This is a genomic window from Pseudomonas sp. LBUM1658 (assembly GCF_059716055.1).
This window is the reverse complement of the sequence record NZ_CP166798.1, coordinates 3,642,716-3,659,929: the sequence shown is the minus strand read 5'-3', so window position 1 is coordinate 3,659,929 and position 17,214 is coordinate 3,642,716. Positions and strand designations below refer to the sequence as shown.

22 protein-coding genes and 1 pseudogene are annotated in these 17,214 nt (G+C 58.4%); 6 read left to right on the top strand and 17 right to left on the bottom strand.

Going from position 1 to position 17,214, the window contains the following annotated elements; genetic code table 11:
- Window positions 1-361: 361 nt before the first annotated feature.
- Window positions 362-1,711, bottom strand: coding sequence for a Fic family protein (locus ACA064_RS16715; protein WP_497669106.1), 1,350 nt, complete (start codon window positions 1,709-1,711; stop codon window positions 362-364).
- Between the two features lie 44 nt (window positions 1,712-1,755).
- On the opposite strand from ACA064_RS16715, the gene ACA064_RS16710 reads away from it, so the two are divergent.
- Together ACA064_RS16710 and ACA064_RS16705 are read left to right on the top strand one after the other, a co-directional pair.
- Window positions 1,756-2,247 carry a hypothetical protein gene (locus tag ACA064_RS16710; RefSeq protein WP_497669105.1) on the top strand — a complete coding sequence of 164 codons (492 nt, stop codon included), beginning with the start codon at window positions 1,756-1,758 and terminating at the stop codon, window positions 2,245-2,247.
- A gap of 180 nt (window positions 2,248-2,427) precedes the next feature.
- Window positions 2,428-2,778, top strand: coding sequence for a hypothetical protein (locus ACA064_RS16705; protein WP_497669104.1), 351 nt, complete (start codon window positions 2,428-2,430; stop codon window positions 2,776-2,778).
- A gap of 207 nt (window positions 2,779-2,985) precedes the next feature.
- Here ACA064_RS16705 and ACA064_RS16700 read toward each other — a convergent pair whose 3' ends face one another.
- The 8 genes from ACA064_RS16700 to ACA064_RS16665 all read right to left on the bottom strand — a co-directional run bounded on the left by ACA064_RS16700 (window position 2,986) and on the right by ACA064_RS16665 (window position 9,399).
- Window positions 2,986-3,216 (bottom strand): hypothetical protein, encoded by a 231-nt coding sequence (locus ACA064_RS16700; RefSeq protein WP_497669103.1) that lies wholly within the window; start codon window positions 3,214-3,216, stop codon window positions 2,986-2,988.
- A 137-nt stretch (window positions 3,217-3,353) separates the two neighbouring features.
- Window positions 3,354-3,569: a hypothetical protein gene (locus tag ACA064_RS16695; RefSeq protein ID WP_497669102.1), complete on the bottom strand. Its 216-nt coding sequence runs from the start codon at window positions 3,567-3,569 to the stop codon at window positions 3,354-3,356.
- A gap of 110 nt (window positions 3,570-3,679) precedes the next feature.
- Window positions 3,680-4,714 carry a DNA topoisomerase IB gene (locus ACA064_RS16690; protein WP_497669101.1) on the bottom strand — a complete coding sequence of 345 codons (1,035 nt, stop codon included), beginning with the start codon at window positions 4,712-4,714 and terminating at the stop codon, window positions 3,680-3,682.
- A 66-nt stretch (window positions 4,715-4,780) separates the two neighbouring features.
- Entirely contained in the window at window positions 4,781-5,869 is a 1,089-nt protein-coding gene (modC, locus tag ACA064_RS16685; RefSeq protein ID WP_497669100.1) for a molybdenum ABC transporter ATP-binding protein, read from the bottom strand.
- 3 nt (window positions 5,870-5,872) lie between these two features.
- The gene (gene modB, locus ACA064_RS16680; RefSeq protein ID WP_497669099.1) at window positions 5,873-6,553 is read right to left on the bottom strand and encodes a molybdate ABC transporter permease subunit; all 681 of its coding nucleotides are present in this window, start codon (window positions 6,551-6,553) and stop codon (window positions 5,873-5,875) included.
- Entirely contained in the window at window positions 6,554-7,321 is a 768-nt protein-coding gene (gene modA, locus ACA064_RS16675; protein ID WP_497669098.1) for a molybdate ABC transporter substrate-binding protein, read from the bottom strand.
- A gap of 309 nt (window positions 7,322-7,630) precedes the next feature.
- Window positions 7,631-7,894, bottom strand: coding sequence for a hypothetical protein (locus ACA064_RS16670; RefSeq protein ID WP_497669097.1), 264 nt, complete (start codon window positions 7,892-7,894; stop codon window positions 7,631-7,633).
- Between the two features lie 440 nt (window positions 7,895-8,334).
- Window positions 8,335-9,399: an NAD(P)H-dependent flavin oxidoreductase gene (locus ACA064_RS16665; protein WP_497669096.1), complete on the bottom strand. Its 1,065-nt coding sequence runs from the start codon at window positions 9,397-9,399 to the stop codon at window positions 8,335-8,337.
- Between the two features lie 187 nt (window positions 9,400-9,586).
- Between ACA064_RS16665 and acuI the strand changes: the two genes are divergently transcribed.
- Entirely contained in the window at window positions 9,587-10,570 is a 984-nt protein-coding gene (acuI, locus tag ACA064_RS16660; RefSeq protein WP_497669095.1) for an acrylyl-CoA reductase (NADPH), read from the top strand.
- Window positions 10,571-10,641: 71 nt separating this feature from the next.
- On the opposite strand, the gene ada is transcribed toward acuI, so the two are convergent.
- From ada to ACA064_RS16630, 6 genes and pseudogenes are all read right to left on the bottom strand, one after another.
- The gene (gene ada / locus ACA064_RS16655; RefSeq protein ID WP_497669094.1) at window positions 10,642-11,709 is read right to left on the bottom strand and encodes a bifunctional DNA-binding transcriptional regulator/O6-methylguanine-DNA methyltransferase Ada; all 1,068 of its coding nucleotides are present in this window, start codon (window positions 11,707-11,709) and stop codon (window positions 10,642-10,644) included.
- Window positions 11,710-11,804: 95 nt separating this feature from the next.
- Complete coding sequence (alkB, locus tag ACA064_RS16650) at window positions 11,805-12,485, bottom strand: DNA oxidative demethylase AlkB (RefSeq protein WP_497669093.1); 681 nt, start codon at window positions 12,483-12,485, stop codon at window positions 11,805-11,807.
- Window positions 12,475-13,191 carry a 2OG-Fe(II) oxygenase gene (locus tag ACA064_RS16645; RefSeq protein ID WP_497669092.1) on the bottom strand — a complete coding sequence of 239 codons (717 nt, stop codon included), beginning with the start codon at window positions 13,189-13,191 and terminating at the stop codon, window positions 12,475-12,477. The genes alkB and ACA064_RS16645 overlap by 11 nt, the downstream gene beginning before the upstream one ends.
- Window positions 13,188-13,469: pseudogene (locus tag ACA064_RS16640) on the bottom strand (methylated-DNA--[protein]-cysteine S-methyltransferase); the annotation flags it as partial. The gene ACA064_RS16645 and the pseudogene ACA064_RS16640, both read right to left, overlap by 4 nt.
- Window positions 13,470-13,880: 411 nt before the next feature.
- Window positions 13,881-14,051: a hypothetical protein gene (locus ACA064_RS16635; RefSeq protein ID WP_497669091.1), complete on the bottom strand. Its 171-nt coding sequence runs from the start codon at window positions 14,049-14,051 to the stop codon at window positions 13,881-13,883.
- Window positions 14,052-14,087: 36 nt separating this feature from the next.
- On the bottom strand, window positions 14,088-14,390 hold the full coding sequence (locus ACA064_RS16630; RefSeq protein WP_497669090.1) for a DUF1883 domain-containing protein: 303 nt from the start codon (window positions 14,388-14,390) through the stop codon (window positions 14,088-14,090).
- Between the two features lie 209 nt (window positions 14,391-14,599).
- On the opposite strand from ACA064_RS16630, the gene ACA064_RS16625 reads away from it, so the two are divergent.
- Window positions 14,600-14,992 (top strand): hypothetical protein, encoded by a 393-nt coding sequence (locus ACA064_RS16625; protein ID WP_497669089.1) that lies wholly within the window; start codon window positions 14,600-14,602, stop codon window positions 14,990-14,992.
- A gap of 180 nt (window positions 14,993-15,172) precedes the next feature.
- Window positions 15,173-15,403, top strand: a complete 231-nt coding sequence (locus ACA064_RS16620) for a hypothetical protein (RefSeq protein ID WP_497669088.1) — start codon at window positions 15,173-15,175, stop codon at window positions 15,401-15,403.
- A gap of 25 nt (window positions 15,404-15,428) precedes the next feature.
- Here ACA064_RS16620 and ACA064_RS16615 read toward each other — a convergent pair whose 3' ends face one another.
- Together ACA064_RS16615 and ACA064_RS16610 are read right to left on the bottom strand one after the other, a co-directional pair.
- Window positions 15,429-15,713 carry a hypothetical protein gene (locus tag ACA064_RS16615; protein ID WP_497669087.1) on the bottom strand — a complete coding sequence of 95 codons (285 nt, stop codon included), beginning with the start codon at window positions 15,711-15,713 and terminating at the stop codon, window positions 15,429-15,431.
- A gap of 144 nt (window positions 15,714-15,857) precedes the next feature.
- A complete protein-coding gene (locus tag ACA064_RS16610) occupies window positions 15,858-16,046 on the bottom strand; it encodes a hypothetical protein (RefSeq protein WP_497669086.1) in 189 nt (62 codons plus the stop codon).
- A gap of 301 nt (window positions 16,047-16,347) precedes the next feature.
- On the opposite strand from ACA064_RS16610, the gene galU reads away from it, so the two are divergent.
- The gene (gene galU, locus ACA064_RS16605) at window positions 16,348-17,187 is read left to right on the top strand and encodes a UTP--glucose-1-phosphate uridylyltransferase GalU (protein WP_150644633.1); all 840 of its coding nucleotides are present in this window, start codon (window positions 16,348-16,350) and stop codon (window positions 17,185-17,187) included.
- The last annotated feature ends 27 nt before the right edge of the window (window positions 17,188-17,214 follow it).

Genomic DNA, 17,214 nt, shown 5'->3' with positions numbered 1-17,214 from the left:
AGAAAGTAATTGCACGGCTCCCACCTTGAAGGAAACAGGCTGGGGTGAGAGCGGGCTGCAATACCTCCATTCATCGTAATGGAAACAGTCCAACATTGAGTTGGGCAATGGTCAATGAGCCTGATGCCGACCTTCGGGTACAATCGCTGCGCATCTGGCCAACTGCTCGCGCACCTGTGCATAGGGCTCATTGATCGCTTTTATCCTTTCCCCCTTTCCTTGATTCCTGAGAGCCTTGCGCGATCCCGCGTCGGCTTGCCTGCAGACTTTCGGTGCGTGCCGGCTCGCCAGGAGCGCAGCCTGCGGCAGCTTCTACATAGACGTGTACACCGGGAGATTGTGGATGTACGGGCGGCTACGCTCAGGTCTGTTTGATTTCCTGGCTGTCACGCAGAAAGAATACCCACTCGCGGCCCTGCTTCTTTTTCTCGAAAATCTTCAGCTCTACCAAGCCATTCAACACAGCCGACGCCGTGTTGTAGGAGCAATCCAGATTTTCCTTCACATTCACGGCCGTGAAATCCTTGGCCATGCCGCTCTTGGCCAACTGAAGCACGGTTCGTTGCTTTTCGCTCAACTGCTTGAACAGCCCGGACTCTTCCAGCCATTGATCAAAACCCTCGGCATACGCCAGGCTTTTCTGATAAGCCGAGGTGAACCCGGTCACTGCGCGGACGATCACCGAGCATTGGTAATCGATGAAATAGGTCAGGTCCAGGCCATCCGTTTCGCTATGCAAATAGGACCGGCCATATTTCAGCGGCGCATTGCGTAACAGGATGCTGATAGCGATGTAACGAAACGCCGCGAAGTCATTCTTGAACATGAACCAATAAAACAATGCGCGCGCCACACGGCCATTGCCATCACGGAACGGGTGCTCGTATCCGAGGGCAAAATGCAGGGCGATGCCCTTGATCAACGGATGAAGGTAATCGTCGCGCAGCGGGTCGTTGTGGGAATGATTGATCCAGTTCGACAGCCCATGAAGCCTGGCCTGGATACCCGTTGCCGGTGGTGGCGTATGAACGGTGTTGCCTTCACCATCCTGAACGACTACTTCGTCATTGATCCTGAAAGTGCCCGGTGAGTATTGGCTGTCGTCGATACCCTCGACCCCGACCCGGTGCAGTCGGGCGATCAGCTCGACGCTCAGCGGCTCATGCCGTTGGTCCCAGGCCAAGATCATCATTTTGTAGTTGCCAGTGACCATCCGCTCATCCGGGGTGCGCGGCAGTCGGTTGCGCTTGAGCATATCCTTGGCCACCAGCGTGGTGGTCGCCGCACCTTCAAGCTGGCTGCTGCTGATGGCCTCATCTTCGATCAAGTCATTGAGCAGATAATTGAAATGCGCTCGCTCACCGATCTTGCCGGTCATGTATTCCAGAGCGGCGGTGCTCGCTTGGCGATCGACGATCGAGAGGGTCTTCTGCGCGAGGGGCGTGAGGATGAATTTGCCCCATCGAGTGGGCTCCCCCAACGGTAGCAGGTTGGAATATTGAGCAGCGCGGGCCTTCTTGACGAGAGCCCAGCACAACGTCGAATCAAGGCCAGGCCCCCAGCGATAACGCAGTTCGTCGAACGGCAGATAACGACCCTGCTCATCCAGCGGTTTAAGCAACGCCAGATACTCGGGCAACTTCTCCTTGTAAGGAGATTGGGCCAATAGATCGAAAACGCTGTCCGGATTTGCCGGAGGACCTTTGATCATCACTGTCTCAAAAAAGCCAAAAATTGAGCTCTGAGTACAACACAATGAGTGAGACGTCTCAATATTCATTGAAATTGAGGCATGATCGTTGCCGCGCCGGAACGCGGGAACGATCACTGTCAGGCCGCTTTCGCGAGCAAGCTCGCTCCCGCAATGGATCTGGGTACATCCGCGAGATGAGGGGCAAGACGGCATCTACTCCATTGGTCGGGCTTTCCCGTTGCTCGCCCACAGCGGCAATTTCCGAGCTAGGCTCAAGCATCTTGATGGTCAATATTTTTTCAGGCAATCAGGTGCTTGCTGGTATTGATCAGCTGTCAGAGGGGGACCAATTGATGAGTGATCCGTACATCGAGGACAATGGGGACGAGTATCCGATCAACAGCTGCATAGGTTGCGGTCAAACACCTTACAAGGTTGATTTCGAAGGTGCTGCAATCGACGATTCATCAGCCAAGAACAAGTCCGGCGTGACGCCAGGAATTGGCAAAGCGAAATTTCTTCCCAAGATAAGCAACCGTCGAAAAAACAGTTGAACCGCAGACAAGCCTCGTCACAGCGCGAGGCTTTTTCATTTCTGGCTTGCTGATCAGTGAAGCCACTCCCGTCAGAAAAATCATGGCTCGTCCCGGGGTCAGCATCCGGCTTCACTGCCAAACTCTCATCTGTGCCTGCCCAGGTGATACAGTCGCCTTTTTTCAGCTTGAGGCTAGGTCATGCGGATTTTGATAGGGGCCCTTGGCCTGATGTTGTTGGCAGGGTGCATGACGTCCGCGATGAACGAGGCTCGCTCGAAAAGCCCGTACAGGACCCTTTCTTCGAACAAACCGGACAAAGTCGTTGCCCAGTGCACACAGGCAGCGTGGCAGGAAGTGGCGGTGTTCGGGGAGGATGCCGGAGCGTTTCTGCAGCCGGGCAAGCCTGCCGGTTATACGGTTTACACCACCGCAGCCGAGTACTTCGTCGACGTGCAGAGCACTGACTCCGGCACCACTGCCAACTATTACGCGGAATCGGACACTTGGGTCGCCAAGCGCAGACTTGCCGCACTCGCTACTTGCCTGTAACCGCGCCTGAGTAAGGAACACTTGAGTAAGGAGCATGGGGGAAGGCTGAATACCAGAAAGGCCTGGGTGAGAGTGCTCACTCAAGCCTTTAGTAGTGTTTTTTCGGCATAGGCGAATTGCTCCGCAATCGATGATGTTGTCGGCGTTACTGATTCTTTGCTCTTGCAGTCCTCTTCAGGTCCTAGGGTGGATTATTGGAAATCGCCACTATCTGAATCGAGGAAGAGGCGGCTCGGCAGGTTTCAAAGAGGTCAGCGCGCTTCTAACCAGCGGGGTTTCGGTTTCTATCTCTCTCAGACGGTCTCGTATGCGCAGAGCGGTGGGATGGCCACCTTGGTGGTCGACCCAGTCGGCGATTTCCTTGCAGGCAGCGGCAAGTCGGACCTGACGGGAGTCGAGCAGTGTCAGCAGTGTGGTGATGGACTCTTTCTCGGACATTTGGAACACCTCCATTGAGTGAGAGAATCTGCCTGGTCGCAGCAAAAAGCCCGCAGGAGCGAGCTTTGTGCCGATGGGGCTGATCCTTCAGCTGAAATCAGTATAGACCCGGTAAACATCTTCGGTGTCGCTCAACCCTAACGAGACGAAACGCGCTTGCTGACCGCATTCAGTCGCTGGCATTCACGCTCGGCCTGCGCCTGGCGATCATAACCGTCGCCTATGAAACCACCGGTGCGGGTATCGGTGATCCGGTACCAGTCGATGGCCGGCACCAAGTGAGAAGCTTCTCCCTCTCTGCGGCCCTGAATAATGATCTTGTTGCAGCGCTTCACAACGAAAATGTCTTCCATGGCGTCACCGGTATGATTTGTATCAGAACAACTATAGAAGCAAGTTTGAAACCTGCAAAAACCAGCGCCAGGCGGTCTTGTCGCTGAATCGCCGAAAAAGGCCACTGCCCTCAGGCATCGAGTGGGTTCTTCGCCAATTGCTCGAGGAACGTCGTCAGCCTGACTTCTTCTGCTTTCAAGCCTTTGCGGACTCTGGGCCTGGGCAGATCGGCCAGTGTACCCAGCAAGAAACCCTCCAGCAGCGCCGGGTGGATGTAGCATTTGCGGCACACGGCCGGGGTATTGCCGAGCTGTCTGGCAACGCATTTGACCATCTCGACAATATGCTTTTTTGCATCGGATTCGGGCTGCCAATGCAGTTTGCGCAAAACCGCCAATGCCTGGGTGCTGCCGGCCCAGGTACGATAGTCCTTGGCGGTGAATTCGGCACCGGTGAGCGTCTGCAGGTAGGCATTGACGTCAGAGGAGCTGACGCTGTGCCGTTCGCCATTCTCGTCCAGATACTGAAACAGGTTCTGCCCCGGCAGGTCGAGGCAGCGCTTGATGATCCGCGCCAGGCGCAGGTCTTTTACGGTGATCTGATGCTCGACGCCACTTTTGCCGCGGAACTGAAAAAGAATCGCGCTGCCTTTGATTTCGACATGTTTGCTGCGCAGGGTGGTCAGCCCGTATGAGCGGTTGTCGCGGGCATATTGAGTGTTGCCGACGCGGATCAGCGTGGCATCGAGCAAGGTGATCACGGTGGCCATGACCTTGTCGCGGCTGAAGCCCGGGGCGGCCAGCAATGCTTCAAGCTGTTTGCGCAGTTTCGGCAAGGTCATGCCGAACTCGAGCAGGCGTGAATACTTGTCGGTGTCACGCACTTCCCGCCAGCGCGGGTGATAGCGGTATTGTTTGCGACCGCGGGCGTCGCGGCCGGTGGCCTGCAGATGACCGCAGGGGTCGGCGCAGATCCAGACATCGGTGTAGGCGGGCGGTACCGCCAGGGCGTTGATGCGTTGAATTTCCTGCGGGTCGCGGATGCGTTGACCCTGGGCGTTGAAGTAGCTGAACTTACCCCGCTGCAGTTTTCGCCGAATGCCGGGCTGAGTGTCGTCGACATAGTGCAGGTCGCGAGGTAGATCGGGCTGCGAGGTATCTGGCATGGCGGTTAATCCCGTGCAGCGAATCAGAGCCTGTATTGCCATTGACCGCACGGGGTCGCCCGATGTTCAAGCCAGGACTGCGACCGCCTTGATCTGCGCCCAGAGTTGCTGGCCCGGTTGCAGGTTCAACTGGTCTCGGGAGTAACGGGTGATTCGCGCCAGTAACGCGGTGCCCGCGACATCCAGGCGCACCAGCACATGGGCGGCGTTATCGGCGGGGATCTGGCTGATCACCGTGACCGGCAAGCGATTGAGAATGCTGCTGTGTCCTGCATCTTCCAGGCTCAGGCTGACGTCACGCGCCTGGACTTTGAAGCGCAGAGTCCCGGCGCGGGCCAGTGGCAAATGGGTGACTCGAATACTCAGCTGGCTGCCCGGCAATTGCAGGGTCAGCAGCTGATAGTCGGCGTCGTAGGCACTGACCTTGCCTTCGATGACTACGCCGGCATCGTCACCCAGCGCCAGCGGCAAATCTAGCCGTGCGAGGGTCTCGCCGATCGGGCCGCTGGCCAGGGCTCGGCCTTCACTGAGCAGAACGATGTGATCGGCCAGCCGCGCGACCTCATCCTGGGAGTGACTGACGTACAGCACCGGAATCTCGAGCTCGTCGTGCAGGCGCTCGAGGTAGGGCAGGATTTCGTTTTTACGTTGACTGTCCAGCGCCGCCAATGGCTCATCCATCAGCAGTATTTTGGGGCTGGTCAATAGGGCGCGGGCCATGCCGATGCGTTGACGCTCACCCCCCGACAAGTGCTGCGGATGGCGGTCGAGCAAATGGCCGATCCCCAGCAGTTCGGTGGCGTGGGCCATGTCCACGCGGCGTTGTTGGCGCGGGATGCGCTTGAGGCCGAACTCCAGATTGGCCAACACCGACAGATGGGGAAACAGACTGGCTTCCTGGAAGACGTAGCCCAGTGCGCGATTATGCGGGGCGAGGAAGATTTTTTTGCTGCTGTCTTGCCAGACTTCATCGTTGATCTGGATAAAACCCTGATCGGCTTTTTCCAGGCCCGCGATACAGCGCAAGCAGGTGGTTTTACCCGACCCTGAGTGGCCATATAACGCCGTGACCCCGCGCCCCGGCAGCTGCAGGTCGAGGTCCAGGGAGAAGTCGGAATAGCTCAGTTGCAGGCGAACGTGAAGCAGTGCAGTCATCAATCAGCTCCAGCCGGCTTTGGTTTTGCGGCTCGAATAGAGCGCAAGCAGAATCAGGAACGAGAACACCAGCATGGCCCCGGCCAGCCAATGGGCCTGCAGATATTCCATGGCCTCGACACGGTCGTAGATCTGCACCGAGACCACCCGGGTTTTGTCCGGGATATTGCCGCCGATCATCAGTACCACGCCGAACTCGCCCACGGTATGGGCGAAGCCGAGAATTGCCGCGGTGACAAAACCGGGCCTGGCCAACGGCAGGACGACGCTGAAGAAGGTATCCCAAGGGTTGGCGCGCAAGGTCGCGGCGACTTCCAGTGGCCGGCTGCCGATGGCGGAAAAGGCGTTCTGCAATGGCTGCACGACAAAGGGCATCGAGTAGATGACCGAGCCGATCACCAGGCCGCTGAAACTAAAGGTCAGAGTGCCCAGCCCGAGAGACTCGGTGAAGCGCCCGACAAAGCCGTGAGGCCCGAGTGCCAGCAGCAGGTAGAAGCCGATCACGGTCGGCGGCAGCACCAGGGGCAGGGCGACTATCGCGCCGATTGGCCCGCGCAGCCAGGAGCGGGTGCGCGACAGCCATAATGCAATCGGAGTGCCGATCAGCAACAGGATGACCGTGGTCAAAGACGCCAGTTTCAGGGTCAGCCAGATTGCGGAAAAATCGGCACTCGATAGCGGCATTTAGAGTTGGTAACCGTAGGATTTGATGACGGCTGCGGCTTTCGGGCCCTTGAGGTAGTCAACCAGTGCCTTGGCAGCCGGGTTGTCTTTGCCTTTGTTGAGGATCACCGCGTCTTGTTTGATCGGCTCATGCATCTCGGCCGGAACGATCCAGGCAGAGCCGCTGGTGACTTTGCCGTCTTTATAGATCTGCGACAAGGCAACAAAGCCCAGTTCGGCATTGCCGGTGGAGACGAACTGATAAGCCTGGGTGATGTTCTGGCCTTCGACGATCTTGGTCTTGACCTTGTCAGTCAGACCTAGCTTGGCCAAAACCTGAGTGGCGGCGAGACCGTAAGGTGCCGCTTTTGGATTGGCGATGGACAGGTGCTGATACTGGTTGTCGGTGAGCACTTTGCCCTTGGCATCGACGTAACCGTCCTTGGCCGACCACAGCGCCAGGGTGCCGATGGCGTAGGTAAAGCGCGAGCCTTTGACGCTGTCGCCTTCGGATTCGAGTTTCTGCGGCGTAGTGTCATCGGCGCTGAGGAACACTTCGAACGGCGCGCCGTTCTTGATCTGGGTATAGAACTGGCCGGTTGCCCCGTAAGCGGCGACCAGTTTGTGCCCGGTGTCCTTTTCGAAATCGGCGGCGATTGCTTGAATCGGTGCGGTGAAGTTGGCCGCTACCGCCACCTGGACTTCATCGGCCTGAGCCGAGCCGAAAGCGCAGACTGCGAGCAAGGTTGCCAGGCAGGTGGGGGCGAAACGTGAGGCACGAATAGTCATGTAGCGGCTCCGGTGGGTCGAGTGTAGTGGGTAGGTTGTTATTGGAAGTGGACTGCGCCAGGGCAATAAGACATGGCGCAGAACCTTGTGGGAGCGAGCTTGCTCGCGATGGAGGTTAACGATAACGCGTGTTTTCTGAATAAACGCGCCGCCCTTGAGTCCATCGCGAGCAAGCTCGCTCCTACATTGGGGCATGGCTTGAACGCTATATAGTTGAATATATAGCGAATCGCCAGCGAACGGAACTGGAAGCAGTGACGCAGGGGGTGAAGCGCAGCTCAAGTGGTGAACGTCGCGAGCCTTATGCAGTTACACCACAGGGCGACCGGGCCTTCGGTGGTATGGCCATGAGTACTGGGAGGTGTGTTTGGCCCTCCAGCGGTCACAACGCACAATGGCCTCAAACTCGATCGACCACGTCTCGTGGCCGAAGTGGCAGGCCAGAACCAGTTTTTCGGCGGCCTTGTCGATCTGCCGGATGTAGCCTGATCGACAACTGATGCCGTTGTTGAGGCCACTATGTCGCGTAATCAACGTTACGTTGTCACCGGTAAAGCAATCCCTGATGTCCATGATTCAGCTCCTCTTGCGGTCGTACGCTACGCGTTGTTCAACAGCAGGGCGTCATTGGGCGCCCATCGCCCGGTCTTGAAGTGGAGTTGTTCCGGGTACAAGCCTGCGATCTGAACATCGGGGATGTCTACTGTCAGAGTTGACAGGTCGTTGGATCAATGGAGAGAACGGGGGGGCAGGGGACGCCGGCTACTGGAGCCGCAGCGCCCTTTAGTGTTGCGGGGGAATGAGGGGTTCAGCGGGTGGGTGAATCCAAACCAATTGAAATAAGCGGGTAGCGCTCATCGCAATCATCAACTATGTAAAAGCGAACCATAAGAGCCGACAGCGTAATGCAGTAGCAAAAATGACATAACGGCGCCCTCGGCGCCGTTATGCTTTGTCCTGTTGTACTCCTGCTGCAACAACCAGGTGCTCACCGCGCACGCCGCCGACCAGGTTTAACGCGCGGTCAATTTAGCCAATGCCTGCGCAGCCAGCAGCTTGGTCAACTCGGCTGTTGGTAGTTCAATGCCCAGGCGTAGCGCCTGGCCAGACCAGAGGTTGCTGAAATCGGCCTCGCCTTTGGCGCGCAGCGGCATCAAGGCGCCGCCAGCCAGCGGAAAGGCGGGTGCCGCCGGGCTGACCGGGCCGAGCTCGCGCATTACCCGATTGAGAATCCCCCGCGCCGGGCGGCCGGTGAAGATATTGGTCAGTGCGGTCTCGCTCTCTTTGGCAGTGCGCAGGGCTTTATGGTGAGACGCTGTCACTTTCGCCTCCGGGGTGAACAGATAGGCCGTACCCAATTGCACTGCCGAGGCGCCGAGCAGAAACGCCGCGGCGATCCCTCGGGCATCACCGATCCCGCCCGCGGCGATGACCGGGACGCTGACGGCATCGACGATTTGCGGCACCAGGGCCATGGTCCCGACCTGAGTGTTGAGGTCGTCGCTCAGAAACATCCCGCGATGGCCGCCGGCTTCATAGCCCATGGCGATGATCGCATCGCAACCATGCTGCTCCAGCCAGATCGCTTCATCGACGCTGGTCGCCGAGGAAAGAATCTTTGCGCCGGTGGCTTTGACGCGGTCCAGCAGCGACTGTTCCGGCAGACCGAAATGAAAGCTGACCACTTCCGGGCGAAACTCTTCGAGCACTTCACAGGCGGCGTGATCGAAGGGCACGCGGTTGGAGACTGGCGTGGGGGCGTCGAAATCGACACCCAGTTCGCGATAGTAGGGTTCCAGCAGGTTCTTCCAGTCATGCTCGCGACCGGCATCGGCGGTCGGTGGTTGATGGCAGAAAAAATTCACGTTCAGCGGGCGCTGGGTGTGTTGGCGGATGAACTTCAGCTCCTCGCGCAGCTGCTCGATGCTCAGCATCGCGGCCGGCAAGGAGCCCAACCCTCCGGCGTTGCTGGCGGCGATGACCATGGCTGAAGTGGTGGCGCCAGCCATGGGGGCTTGAATAATCGGCAGCTCGATGCCGAGCAGATCAAGAATGCGGGTATCAGGCCATTGGCTCATTTCTGGTGGTTCTCCGGCGTCGAAAATAGATAAGGACGGCAACAGGACGTTTGTATCAGGAGTGATTGGTGCAGGGCCAGTCGACTTTCAGCTCGATTGTCGATTATGCCTTCGGCTGAATTGACTTGAGAGGCGAGAAGTCTAATGTCCCTGTCATCACCCATTCATCGCTCTACCAGGAGGCGCTATGTTCAATGGTATTTTGATCGAAAAAGATGAAAGTGGTTATCGGGCCAATCTGGCTCAAATCAGCGAAGACCAGTTGCCGGAGGGCAATGTCACGGTCCGTGTGGCTTACAGTACCTTGAATTTCAAGGACGGCCTGGCGATCACCGGCAGCAGTCCGGTGGTGCGTAAATTCCCCATGGTGCCGGGAATCGATCTGGTCGGAACGGTCGAAGTCAGCAGTCACCCCGACTACAAGGCCGGCGACCAGGTACTGCTCAATGGCTGGGGTGTCGGCGAAGGCCATTGGGGTGGTCTGGCGCAGAAGGCCCGACTTGACGGCGACTGGCTGATTCCCTTGCCAGCCGCGTTCACCCCGGCCCAGGCCATGGCGATCGGCACCGCGGGTTACACGGCAATGCTCTGTATCCTGGCGCTGGAACGCAATGGCGTGTCCCCGGAACAGGGCGAAGTGCTGGTCACCGGTGCCAACGGCGGAGTCGGCAGCTTTGCCATCGCCTTGCTGCACAAGCTTGGTTATCAGGTCGTGGCGTCCACCGGGCGTGCTTCGGAGCATGCTTATCTGCAACAGCTCGGCGCTGGCGAAATCATTGATCGCGCCAGCCTGTCCGCGCCGGGCAAGCCGTTGGCCAAGGAGCGTTGGGCGGCGGTGATCGACTCGGTGGGCAGTCACACCCTGGCCAATGCCTGTGCCAGCACTCGCGCCAATGGCACAGTGGCCGCCTGCGGTCTGGCCCAGGGCATGGATTTTCCGGCGTCGGTGGCGCCGTTCATTTTGCGCGGCATCACCCTGGCCGGGATCAACAGCGTGACCCAACCCAAGGCCAACCGCATCCTGGCCTGGAATCGCCTGGCCAGGGATCTGGACTTCGGCTTGTTGCCGTTGATCAGTCATGAAATAGCCTTGAGTGAAGCCATAGAGGCTGCGCCGCGGTTACTCGCCGGTCAGCTGCGGGGTAGGGTTGTAGTGGATGTGAATCGTTGATTGAGGCGTTGCGGAGTTTGGGCCAGGATTTTGAGCCGAGCATCGCCACAGTTGTCCGGCCACAAGATTTATTACGCCTGACTCTCCCGCTCCAGCAATTGGCGTTTGCGCTCCACGCCCCAGCGATAGCCCGAGAGGTTGCCGTCGCTGCGCACCACCCGATGGCAAGGGATCGCCACTGCCAGGCTGTTGGCGCCGCAGGCCTGGGCGACGGCGCGGAATGATTTTGGTGCGCCGATGCGTTGGGCGATTTCGGCGTAGCTGGCGGTGCTGCCCGGCGGAATCTCCCGCAGCGCCATCCACACCCGTTCTTGAAAGGCCGTGCCGCGCAGGTCCAGGGGTAGATCCAGGCCAATGGCCGGCGCTTCGATAAAGCCCACGACCTTGGCGATCAATTGCTCAAAGTCATGGTCGGCGCCAATCAGATTGGCGCGGGGAAATTTGTCCTGCAGATCGTGGACCAGAGCACCGGGATCATCGCCCAAGAGAATCGCACAGACTCCGCGGTTGCTCTGTGCAACCAATATTGCGCCCAGTGAGCACTGGCCAACGGCAAAGCGAATATCGGCATTCAGCCCGCCAGCTCGGTAGTCGCCGGGCTTCATGCCAAGCAGGTTATCGGCTGACTCGTAGAAACGACTGTTGGAATTGAAACCGGCGTCATACAGTGAGTCCGTCACCGAGTTGCCGCCTTCGAGCCGTTCACGGACTTTGCGCGAGCGGTGACCTGTGGCGTAGCCCTTGGGGGTCAGCCCGGTGAGCGCTTTGAAAACCCGATGAAAGTGAAAGCTACTCATACCGGCCACCTGTGCCAGTTCTTTCAGGCTGGGCGGGGTTTCGGCGCACTCGATCTGCCGACAGGCTGTGGCGACCAGCGCCGCGTGTTGCGCCGCGACATCGGTCTGGTCCGCTGCGGCGCGCTTGCTCGGGCGATAACCGGCGGCCTGCGCCTGTTCGGCGGTGTCGAAGAATTCCACGTTTTCCGGCTTGGGCAGACGCGCCAGACTGCTGGGCCGGCAATAGATGCCGGTGGTTTTCACCCCATAGACAAATTCACCGTCCGCGCGCGAATCGCGAGCCAGTACCGCTGACCAGCGCGGATCATTCTCTGTGATGGTTTTTGAGCAGGCGGATGTCATGGTCTTCCACTCGGTTACAGGTTCAGCTCAGATTAGCGGGCAGGAGAGGCGAGGGCACTCCGGGTCTTGCGGTCAAATTCCGAATCAGGGACCTTTCAGCCAGCGGTGCGGAACGTGAAGTTGATCCGTTGCGCGCCGAGCCGCGAGTGCTGGCCGTCCTTGAGCGGCAGTATGCCGTGATAGCGCAAGCGATCCACGCCGCCCCAGACTACGATGTCTCCATGAAACAACGGTACCCTTTGGCTTTTATCGCTGCGTTCATGCCCGCCGAACAAGAACATCGCCGGTAACCCCAGAGACACCGAAACGATCGGAGCGCTGTAGTCGCGTTCGTTCTTGTCCTGGTGCAAGGACATCTTGGCTCCCGGCACGTAACGGTTGATCAGGCAGGAATCGGGCATGAAGTCGCTGAATCCCGCTTCCAGTGCAGCTGCCTGAGCCAGTTCCAGGAACACCGCCGGCATCTCGGGCCAGGGCCTGGCGGTTTGTGGATCAGTGTGGGTGTAGCGGTAGCCGGTTCGGTCGGTCGTCCAGCCGAGCGTGCCGCAACTGCTCAAGCCCACCGACATGGTAAAGCCGCCGGGGGTGATCATCTGTCGAAACGGCGCAGCCAGTAGAACCTCTTCCAGCGCCGGCAACAAGCGATCCAGCCAGGGCAGGGCAAAGCCTCTGAGCACGAAGGACTGTTCGCCGATCTGTTGGCTTGTAGCGGGTTGCTGCACCTCTGCGTCGGCAAACAGGTCAAGGGTTGTCGGTTTCATGTCATCACTGCGCATCGTGAAAGATGACTCCAAGGGTATGCCGTTTACCCGAATGCAGGCGACTCACGCCGTGGCGCAAGGTGACTCGGTAGAAGCCGCGAACGCCTTGCATCGGCCGCTGATTGACGGCAAAAATCACCGCATCGCCTTTGTTCAGACCGATAACCTGCGGCCGCGACTGCATCCGTGGGCGTTGTTCGGTGATGATGAACTCGCCGCCGGTGAAATCTTCCCCGGGTGCGGACAGCAGGATCGCCACCTGCAACGGGAATACATGCTCGCCATACAGATCCTGATGCAGGCAGTTGTAGTCCTGCGGCCCATATTGCAGCAATAGCGGCGTCGGTCGTTGCTGTCCGGCCGCATGGCAGCGCTGGAGAAAATCCTCGTGTTCCAGCGGATAGCGAACGGGCAGGTTCATCTGTTCATTCCAGCGGTTGGCTACCCCGACAAGTCGTGGGTACAACTCGCCGCGCAATTGCGCCACCAGGTTCGGCAGCGGGTAGCGAAAGTATTTGTATTCGCCCCGGCCGAATCCGTGGCGGGCCATCAGCACATGGGCGCGGAACAGCGCCTGGTGTTCATACAGGGCACTCAGCTCGTCACAGTCAGTGGCGTTTAGAAGTCCACTGAGAATGGCGCTGCCGTCACGGTCCAGGCTTTGCTCGATAGCGGCCCAGTCCAGCGCTCCAAGACGTTGTGCAAGCAGCTGTTCGCTCATCGCCGAGCCTCACGTTCCAGCAGTGCCCGTTTGCGTTCGACGCCCCAGCGGTAACCACTGAGACCGCCGTCCAGGCGCACGACCCGATGGCAGGGGACTATCACTGCCAGGGGATTGGCGGCACAGGCCCTGGCCACCGCGCGAAAGGCGTTCGGCTGGCCGAGACGCTGAGCGATTTCGCTGTAGCTCGCGGTTTCGCCTGCGGGTATCTGCCGCAATGCCTGCCAGACTCGCCGTTGAAAAGCGCTGCCGGCCAGATCCAGCGGCAGATCGCAAGGCAGCTCCGGATGCTCCAGGTGTTGCACTGCCCGGGCGAGTTCCGGGAACAGGCTGTTGTCCCGTACCGGGCGAGGCATTCCCGGGAAGCGTTGGCTCAGGTCGGCTTCGAGTGTTGCCTGGTCTTCACCGAGCAGCAAGGCGCAGACGCCTTGCTCAGCGTACGCCAGCAGTACCAGGCCGAGGCTGGACGGACCGCAGGTGTAACGAACAGTCGCGAGGGGGGACGTGGAGGGGGTATGTGCAAGGGACATGGTCTGACTCCTGAACCAGAGGTTGAGGTCTGCCAGTCTAGGGAGCGGCGTTGCTGCCAACACTCCGGCGCTTGCGGTCGAATTTTCGGGTGGAGGCGCGGGAGTGGTCGATCAGGACAAGCTGCAGGAGCGGGACATCCCTGTTGCTCCGGTGCGCGCTTACAGCGCCTTGCTCACATTGACATCGCTGATGACGTCGTCGCTCTGGCCATGAAGGGCCTCCAGCGCGGCCTTGGCTTCTTCCTCGGTGCCGGACTCAAGCTGAGCGAATTCGAAACGACGCTCGCCATTGAGTTTGTATTTGATCACGTACTTGGTCGTCTGGGTCACGGTCGTTCCTGTTTCTGTCTAGTCGTGGGGCGGGTTTCAGCGCAGTTTCGAGCTGGAGCGGCGGACGATCTTGATCGAGTGGGTCAGGGTCGGTTTGCGGGTCACGCTGATTGCCCGGTTGTTGACCGTATCGATGGTGATGTTCCAGAAACCGGTGCTCGGTGCGGTGATTTTCGCCGGGAACTTGTCAAACGCGCCGCCGTGGTACGTATGACGACCGCCATTTTTAAAGCTGCGGAAATTGGCATCGTTCATCAGCCGGATGTTGCATACCTGGGAGCATTCAATGACGACGATATCGTCTTCGTTGAGGTGCTCGCGCTGGTGGATAAATTTCATGGGCGCCTCCAGAAGGGCTTTTTCTACAAAATCAAAACGATAGCATGGGCCATGGCGCAGTTTATCAGCCCGATCGGATTATTATCGGGCTGACATGCGGGGCTTTGACAATTAAAAACAGATATTGGGATTTTTATGCGAGATAAATCCCCGCGCCCCGGAGAAAAACAGCATTTGCGCTGTCGGAGGGTCTTTATTGGAGATTTTCTATGAAGCGAGCCGTGTGGGTTCTGACCTTGGCGATAAGTGGTTGTGCGACAGTCTCGGATATCCACCAGACGCCGCCGACCATGAGCGTGATCTCGGGGAAAAATCCGCAGGACTACGCCAAGTGCGTGGTCGATAAACTGGCCAGTAGTCGTGGCGCCTTGCAGATCGAGCCAGCGAAAGAGGGGGTGCGGGTGATTGTCCCGCAGAAACTTTCGTCGGGCCCGGCCGCTATCTTTGATATCGACGAACGCTCCGGAGGCAGCAGCATCAAGCTGTATGAGCGGATGGGCCATATGCCACTGCGATCCGGGGATGTGGGCAAGGCCGCCAACGAATGTATTTCCGGCTCATTGCCACGCAAACTGGCTACGTCTTCGGTTTTTACTGCCTGAACAGTTACAGGCACGCCTTGTTTGTAGCTTTTGCTATTGCTGCCGGATGGCTGGCGAGTTCGACTTGCTGCGGGCAACGTCGAGCACCGCCAGGCCAGGCTATCCGATAAACTAGGGGCTATTGGCCACGGATGCCGCCGAAACTGGCGCTCTGGTGTCGGAGTTGTTTTGGAGTCAGCAATGAAGCGTGAGCAGGTAAGGGTGCGGCATGCCGAGGGGCATATCTCGGCGACCCATGTAATTCAGAATCCGGCCGATCCGGGGGAGTGGATCGTGTTTTTCAAGAAGAGTGCGGGGCGCAGCTATTTCCTGGTGGATGACAGCGATGAAGTCGAATCTTTCGCTAGCCTGGACAACCTGATCGAGACCGTGCGCGGACTCGGGATAAAATTTGCGGAAATCCATATGTGACCATGCCAGGTCTGCTCGGGCGCGATTACTTGCAGACCACCACGACGCTGCGGCTCTTGTAGTTGCCGACGTCGGCTCCCAGGGTCTTGTCGCTTGGCTTGGGTGACGGTGTGCCATCGGTGCCAATGATGTCGTAGCCAGTGCCGGCACATGAGCTATCGGCTTTTTCATAGCAGGTTTCCCAGGAATTGGCTCCCCCGGAACAATCAATCGTCAGCCCTTGCTGGCCGTTATGCAGATAAGTCTTTTCAGCAGTGGCACAGCCGCCGAGAGCAACCAGTGTTGCGCTGATGAACAGAATTTTTTTCATGTGGGTGGTCGTCGTCGAGGTGTTGAGTAGAGGGGCAGGTACGGTGAGGCCAAGGCCGAGAGATTATAGCGAAAGGACATTTTCGTATAGATAAACACCAAAAGGCCCTGCGCAATGGCAGGGCCTTTCGATGTGGGATCGTGCTCAGGGCTTGGCTTTGCGTCGCCGGGCCGGGGGTGCTGGCTGGTCCTGCAGTACCTCTGCGACTTCACAAGCCAGGGCTTCGGACGGGAAAGGCCCTGCGACGTTTTCGCCGCTGGCGCTGTCTACCCACCATTGGCCATCTTTTGCCTGATTGATCAGGTAACCGTTCACGCTTTTTACTGCCGACATCTATCTGTCTCGTTGGCTGGGTCAAGGGGCCCAATGATAGCGCCAAATACCCGTTAAAAGCGCATTTGGCGGTCTCGCCATTTTCAGGGTAAATCCCCTTCATGCCCCCATCCCTTTAAAAACCGGGTCTGTGGGCAAAGAAGGTGATTTACGTCGGGCTCGATATATAAGATGCTGCGGAACTATCGGTCTCAATATTTCTCTATGATGGCATCGGTTAGCCCGCGTCGGCCATTGAAAGGTGTCCGCCGCCTGATTAGACTGCGCCAAATTCGTACGTACAGCCCTTTCAAGGACTCATATGATCAAGAAATGCTTGTTCCCAGCAGCCGGTTACGGCACTCGCTTCCTCCCAGCGACCAAGGCCATGCCTAAAGAAATGCTGCCGGTGGTAAACAAGCCACTGATCCAGTACGGCGTAGAAGAAGCACTGGACGCTGGCTTGACAGAAATTTCCATTGTGACGGGTCGTGGCAAGCGTGCCCTGGAAGACCACTTCGACATCAGCTACGAGCTGGAAAACCAGATCAAGGGCACCGACAAGGAAAAGTACCTGGTCGGCATCCGCAAGCTGCTCGACGAGTGCTCGTTCTCCTACACTCGCCAGACTGAAATGAAAGGCCTGGGCCACGCGATTCTGACCGGCCGCCCACTGATCGGTGACGAACCGTTCGCGGTAGTGCTGGCGGACGACTTGTGCGTCAACCTGGAAGGCGACGGTGTGCTGACCCAGATGGTCAAGCTGTACAAACAGTACCGTTGCACCATCGTGGCGATCCAGGAAGTCGACCCGCAGGAAACCCACAAATACGGGGTGATCGCTGGCGATTTGATCGGTGATGACCTGTACCGCGTACGTAACATGGTCGAGAAGCCAAAACCTGAAGATGCTCCGTCCAACCTGGCGATCATTGGTCGTTACATCCTGACCCCGGACATCTTCAAGTTGATCGAAGAAACCGAGCCGGGCAAAGGTGGCGAGATCCAGATCACCGACGCCCTGATGAAACAGGCGCAGGACGGTTGTGTGATTGCCTACAAGTTCAAAGGCACGCGTTTCGACTGCGGCGGTGCTGAAGGCTACATCGAAGCCACCAACTTCTGCTTCGAACACTTCTACAAGACTGGCAAGGCTTTCTGATAGCGCTTCGCCATGCTGTTCTGAAAA

Excerpts from the sequence above, each read along its gene's own strand:
- ACA064_RS16715 (WP_497669106.1), bottom strand. The coding sequence starts at position 1,711 with ATGATCAAAGGTCCTCCGGCAAATCCGGACAGCGTTTTCGATCTATTG.
- ACA064_RS16710 (WP_497669105.1), top strand. The coding sequence starts at position 1,756 with ATGAGTGAGACGTCTCAATATTCATTGAAATTGAGGCATGATCGTTGC.
- ACA064_RS16705 (WP_497669104.1), top strand. The coding sequence starts at position 2,428 with ATGCGGATTTTGATAGGGGCCCTTGGCCTGATGTTGTTGGCAGGGTGC.
- ACA064_RS16700 (WP_497669103.1), bottom strand. The coding sequence starts at position 3,216 with ATGTCCGAGAAAGAGTCCATCACCACACTGCTGACACTGCTCGACTCC.
- ACA064_RS16695 (WP_497669102.1), bottom strand. The coding sequence starts at position 3,569 with ATGGAAGACATTTTCGTTGTGAAGCGCTGCAACAAGATCATTATTCAG.
- ACA064_RS16690 (WP_497669101.1), bottom strand. The coding sequence starts at position 4,714 with ATGCCAGATACCTCGCAGCCCGATCTACCTCGCGACCTGCACTATGTC.
- modC (WP_497669100.1), bottom strand. The coding sequence starts at position 5,869 with ATGACTGCACTGCTTCACGTTCGCCTGCAACTGAGCTATTCCGACTTC.
- modB (WP_497669099.1), bottom strand. The coding sequence starts at position 6,553 with ATGCCGCTATCGAGTGCCGATTTTTCCGCAATCTGGCTGACCCTGAAA.
- modA (WP_497669098.1), bottom strand. The coding sequence starts at position 7,321 with ATGACTATTCGTGCCTCACGTTTCGCCCCCACCTGCCTGGCAACCTTG.
- ACA064_RS16670 (WP_497669097.1), bottom strand. The coding sequence starts at position 7,894 with ATGGACATCAGGGATTGCTTTACCGGTGACAACGTAACGTTGATTACG.
- ACA064_RS16665 (WP_497669096.1), bottom strand. The coding sequence starts at position 9,399 with ATGAGCCAATGGCCTGATACCCGCATTCTTGATCTGCTCGGCATCGAG.
- acuI (WP_497669095.1), top strand. The coding sequence starts at position 9,587 with ATGTTCAATGGTATTTTGATCGAAAAAGATGAAAGTGGTTATCGGGCC.
- ada (WP_497669094.1), bottom strand. The coding sequence starts at position 11,709 with ATGACATCCGCCTGCTCAAAAACCATCACAGAGAATGATCCGCGCTGG.
- alkB (WP_497669093.1), bottom strand. The coding sequence starts at position 12,485 with ATGCGCAGTGATGACATGAAACCGACAACCCTTGACCTGTTTGCCGAC.
- ACA064_RS16645 (WP_497669092.1), bottom strand. The coding sequence starts at position 13,191 with ATGAGCGAACAGCTGCTTGCACAACGTCTTGGAGCGCTGGACTGGGCC.
- ACA064_RS16630 (WP_497669090.1), bottom strand. The coding sequence starts at position 14,390 with ATGAAATTTATCCACCAGCGCGAGCACCTCAACGAAGACGATATCGTC.
- ACA064_RS16625 (WP_497669089.1), top strand. The coding sequence starts at position 14,600 with ATGAAGCGAGCCGTGTGGGTTCTGACCTTGGCGATAAGTGGTTGTGCG.
- ACA064_RS16620 (WP_497669088.1), top strand. The coding sequence starts at position 15,173 with ATGAAGCGTGAGCAGGTAAGGGTGCGGCATGCCGAGGGGCATATCTCG.
- ACA064_RS16615 (WP_497669087.1), bottom strand. The coding sequence starts at position 15,713 with ATGAAAAAAATTCTGTTCATCAGCGCAACACTGGTTGCTCTCGGCGGC.
- ACA064_RS16610 (WP_497669086.1), bottom strand. The coding sequence starts at position 16,046 with ATGTCGGCAGTAAAAAGCGTGAACGGTTACCTGATCAATCAGGCAAAA.
- galU (WP_150644633.1), top strand. The coding sequence starts at position 16,348 with ATGATCAAGAAATGCTTGTTCCCAGCAGCCGGTTACGGCACTCGCTTC.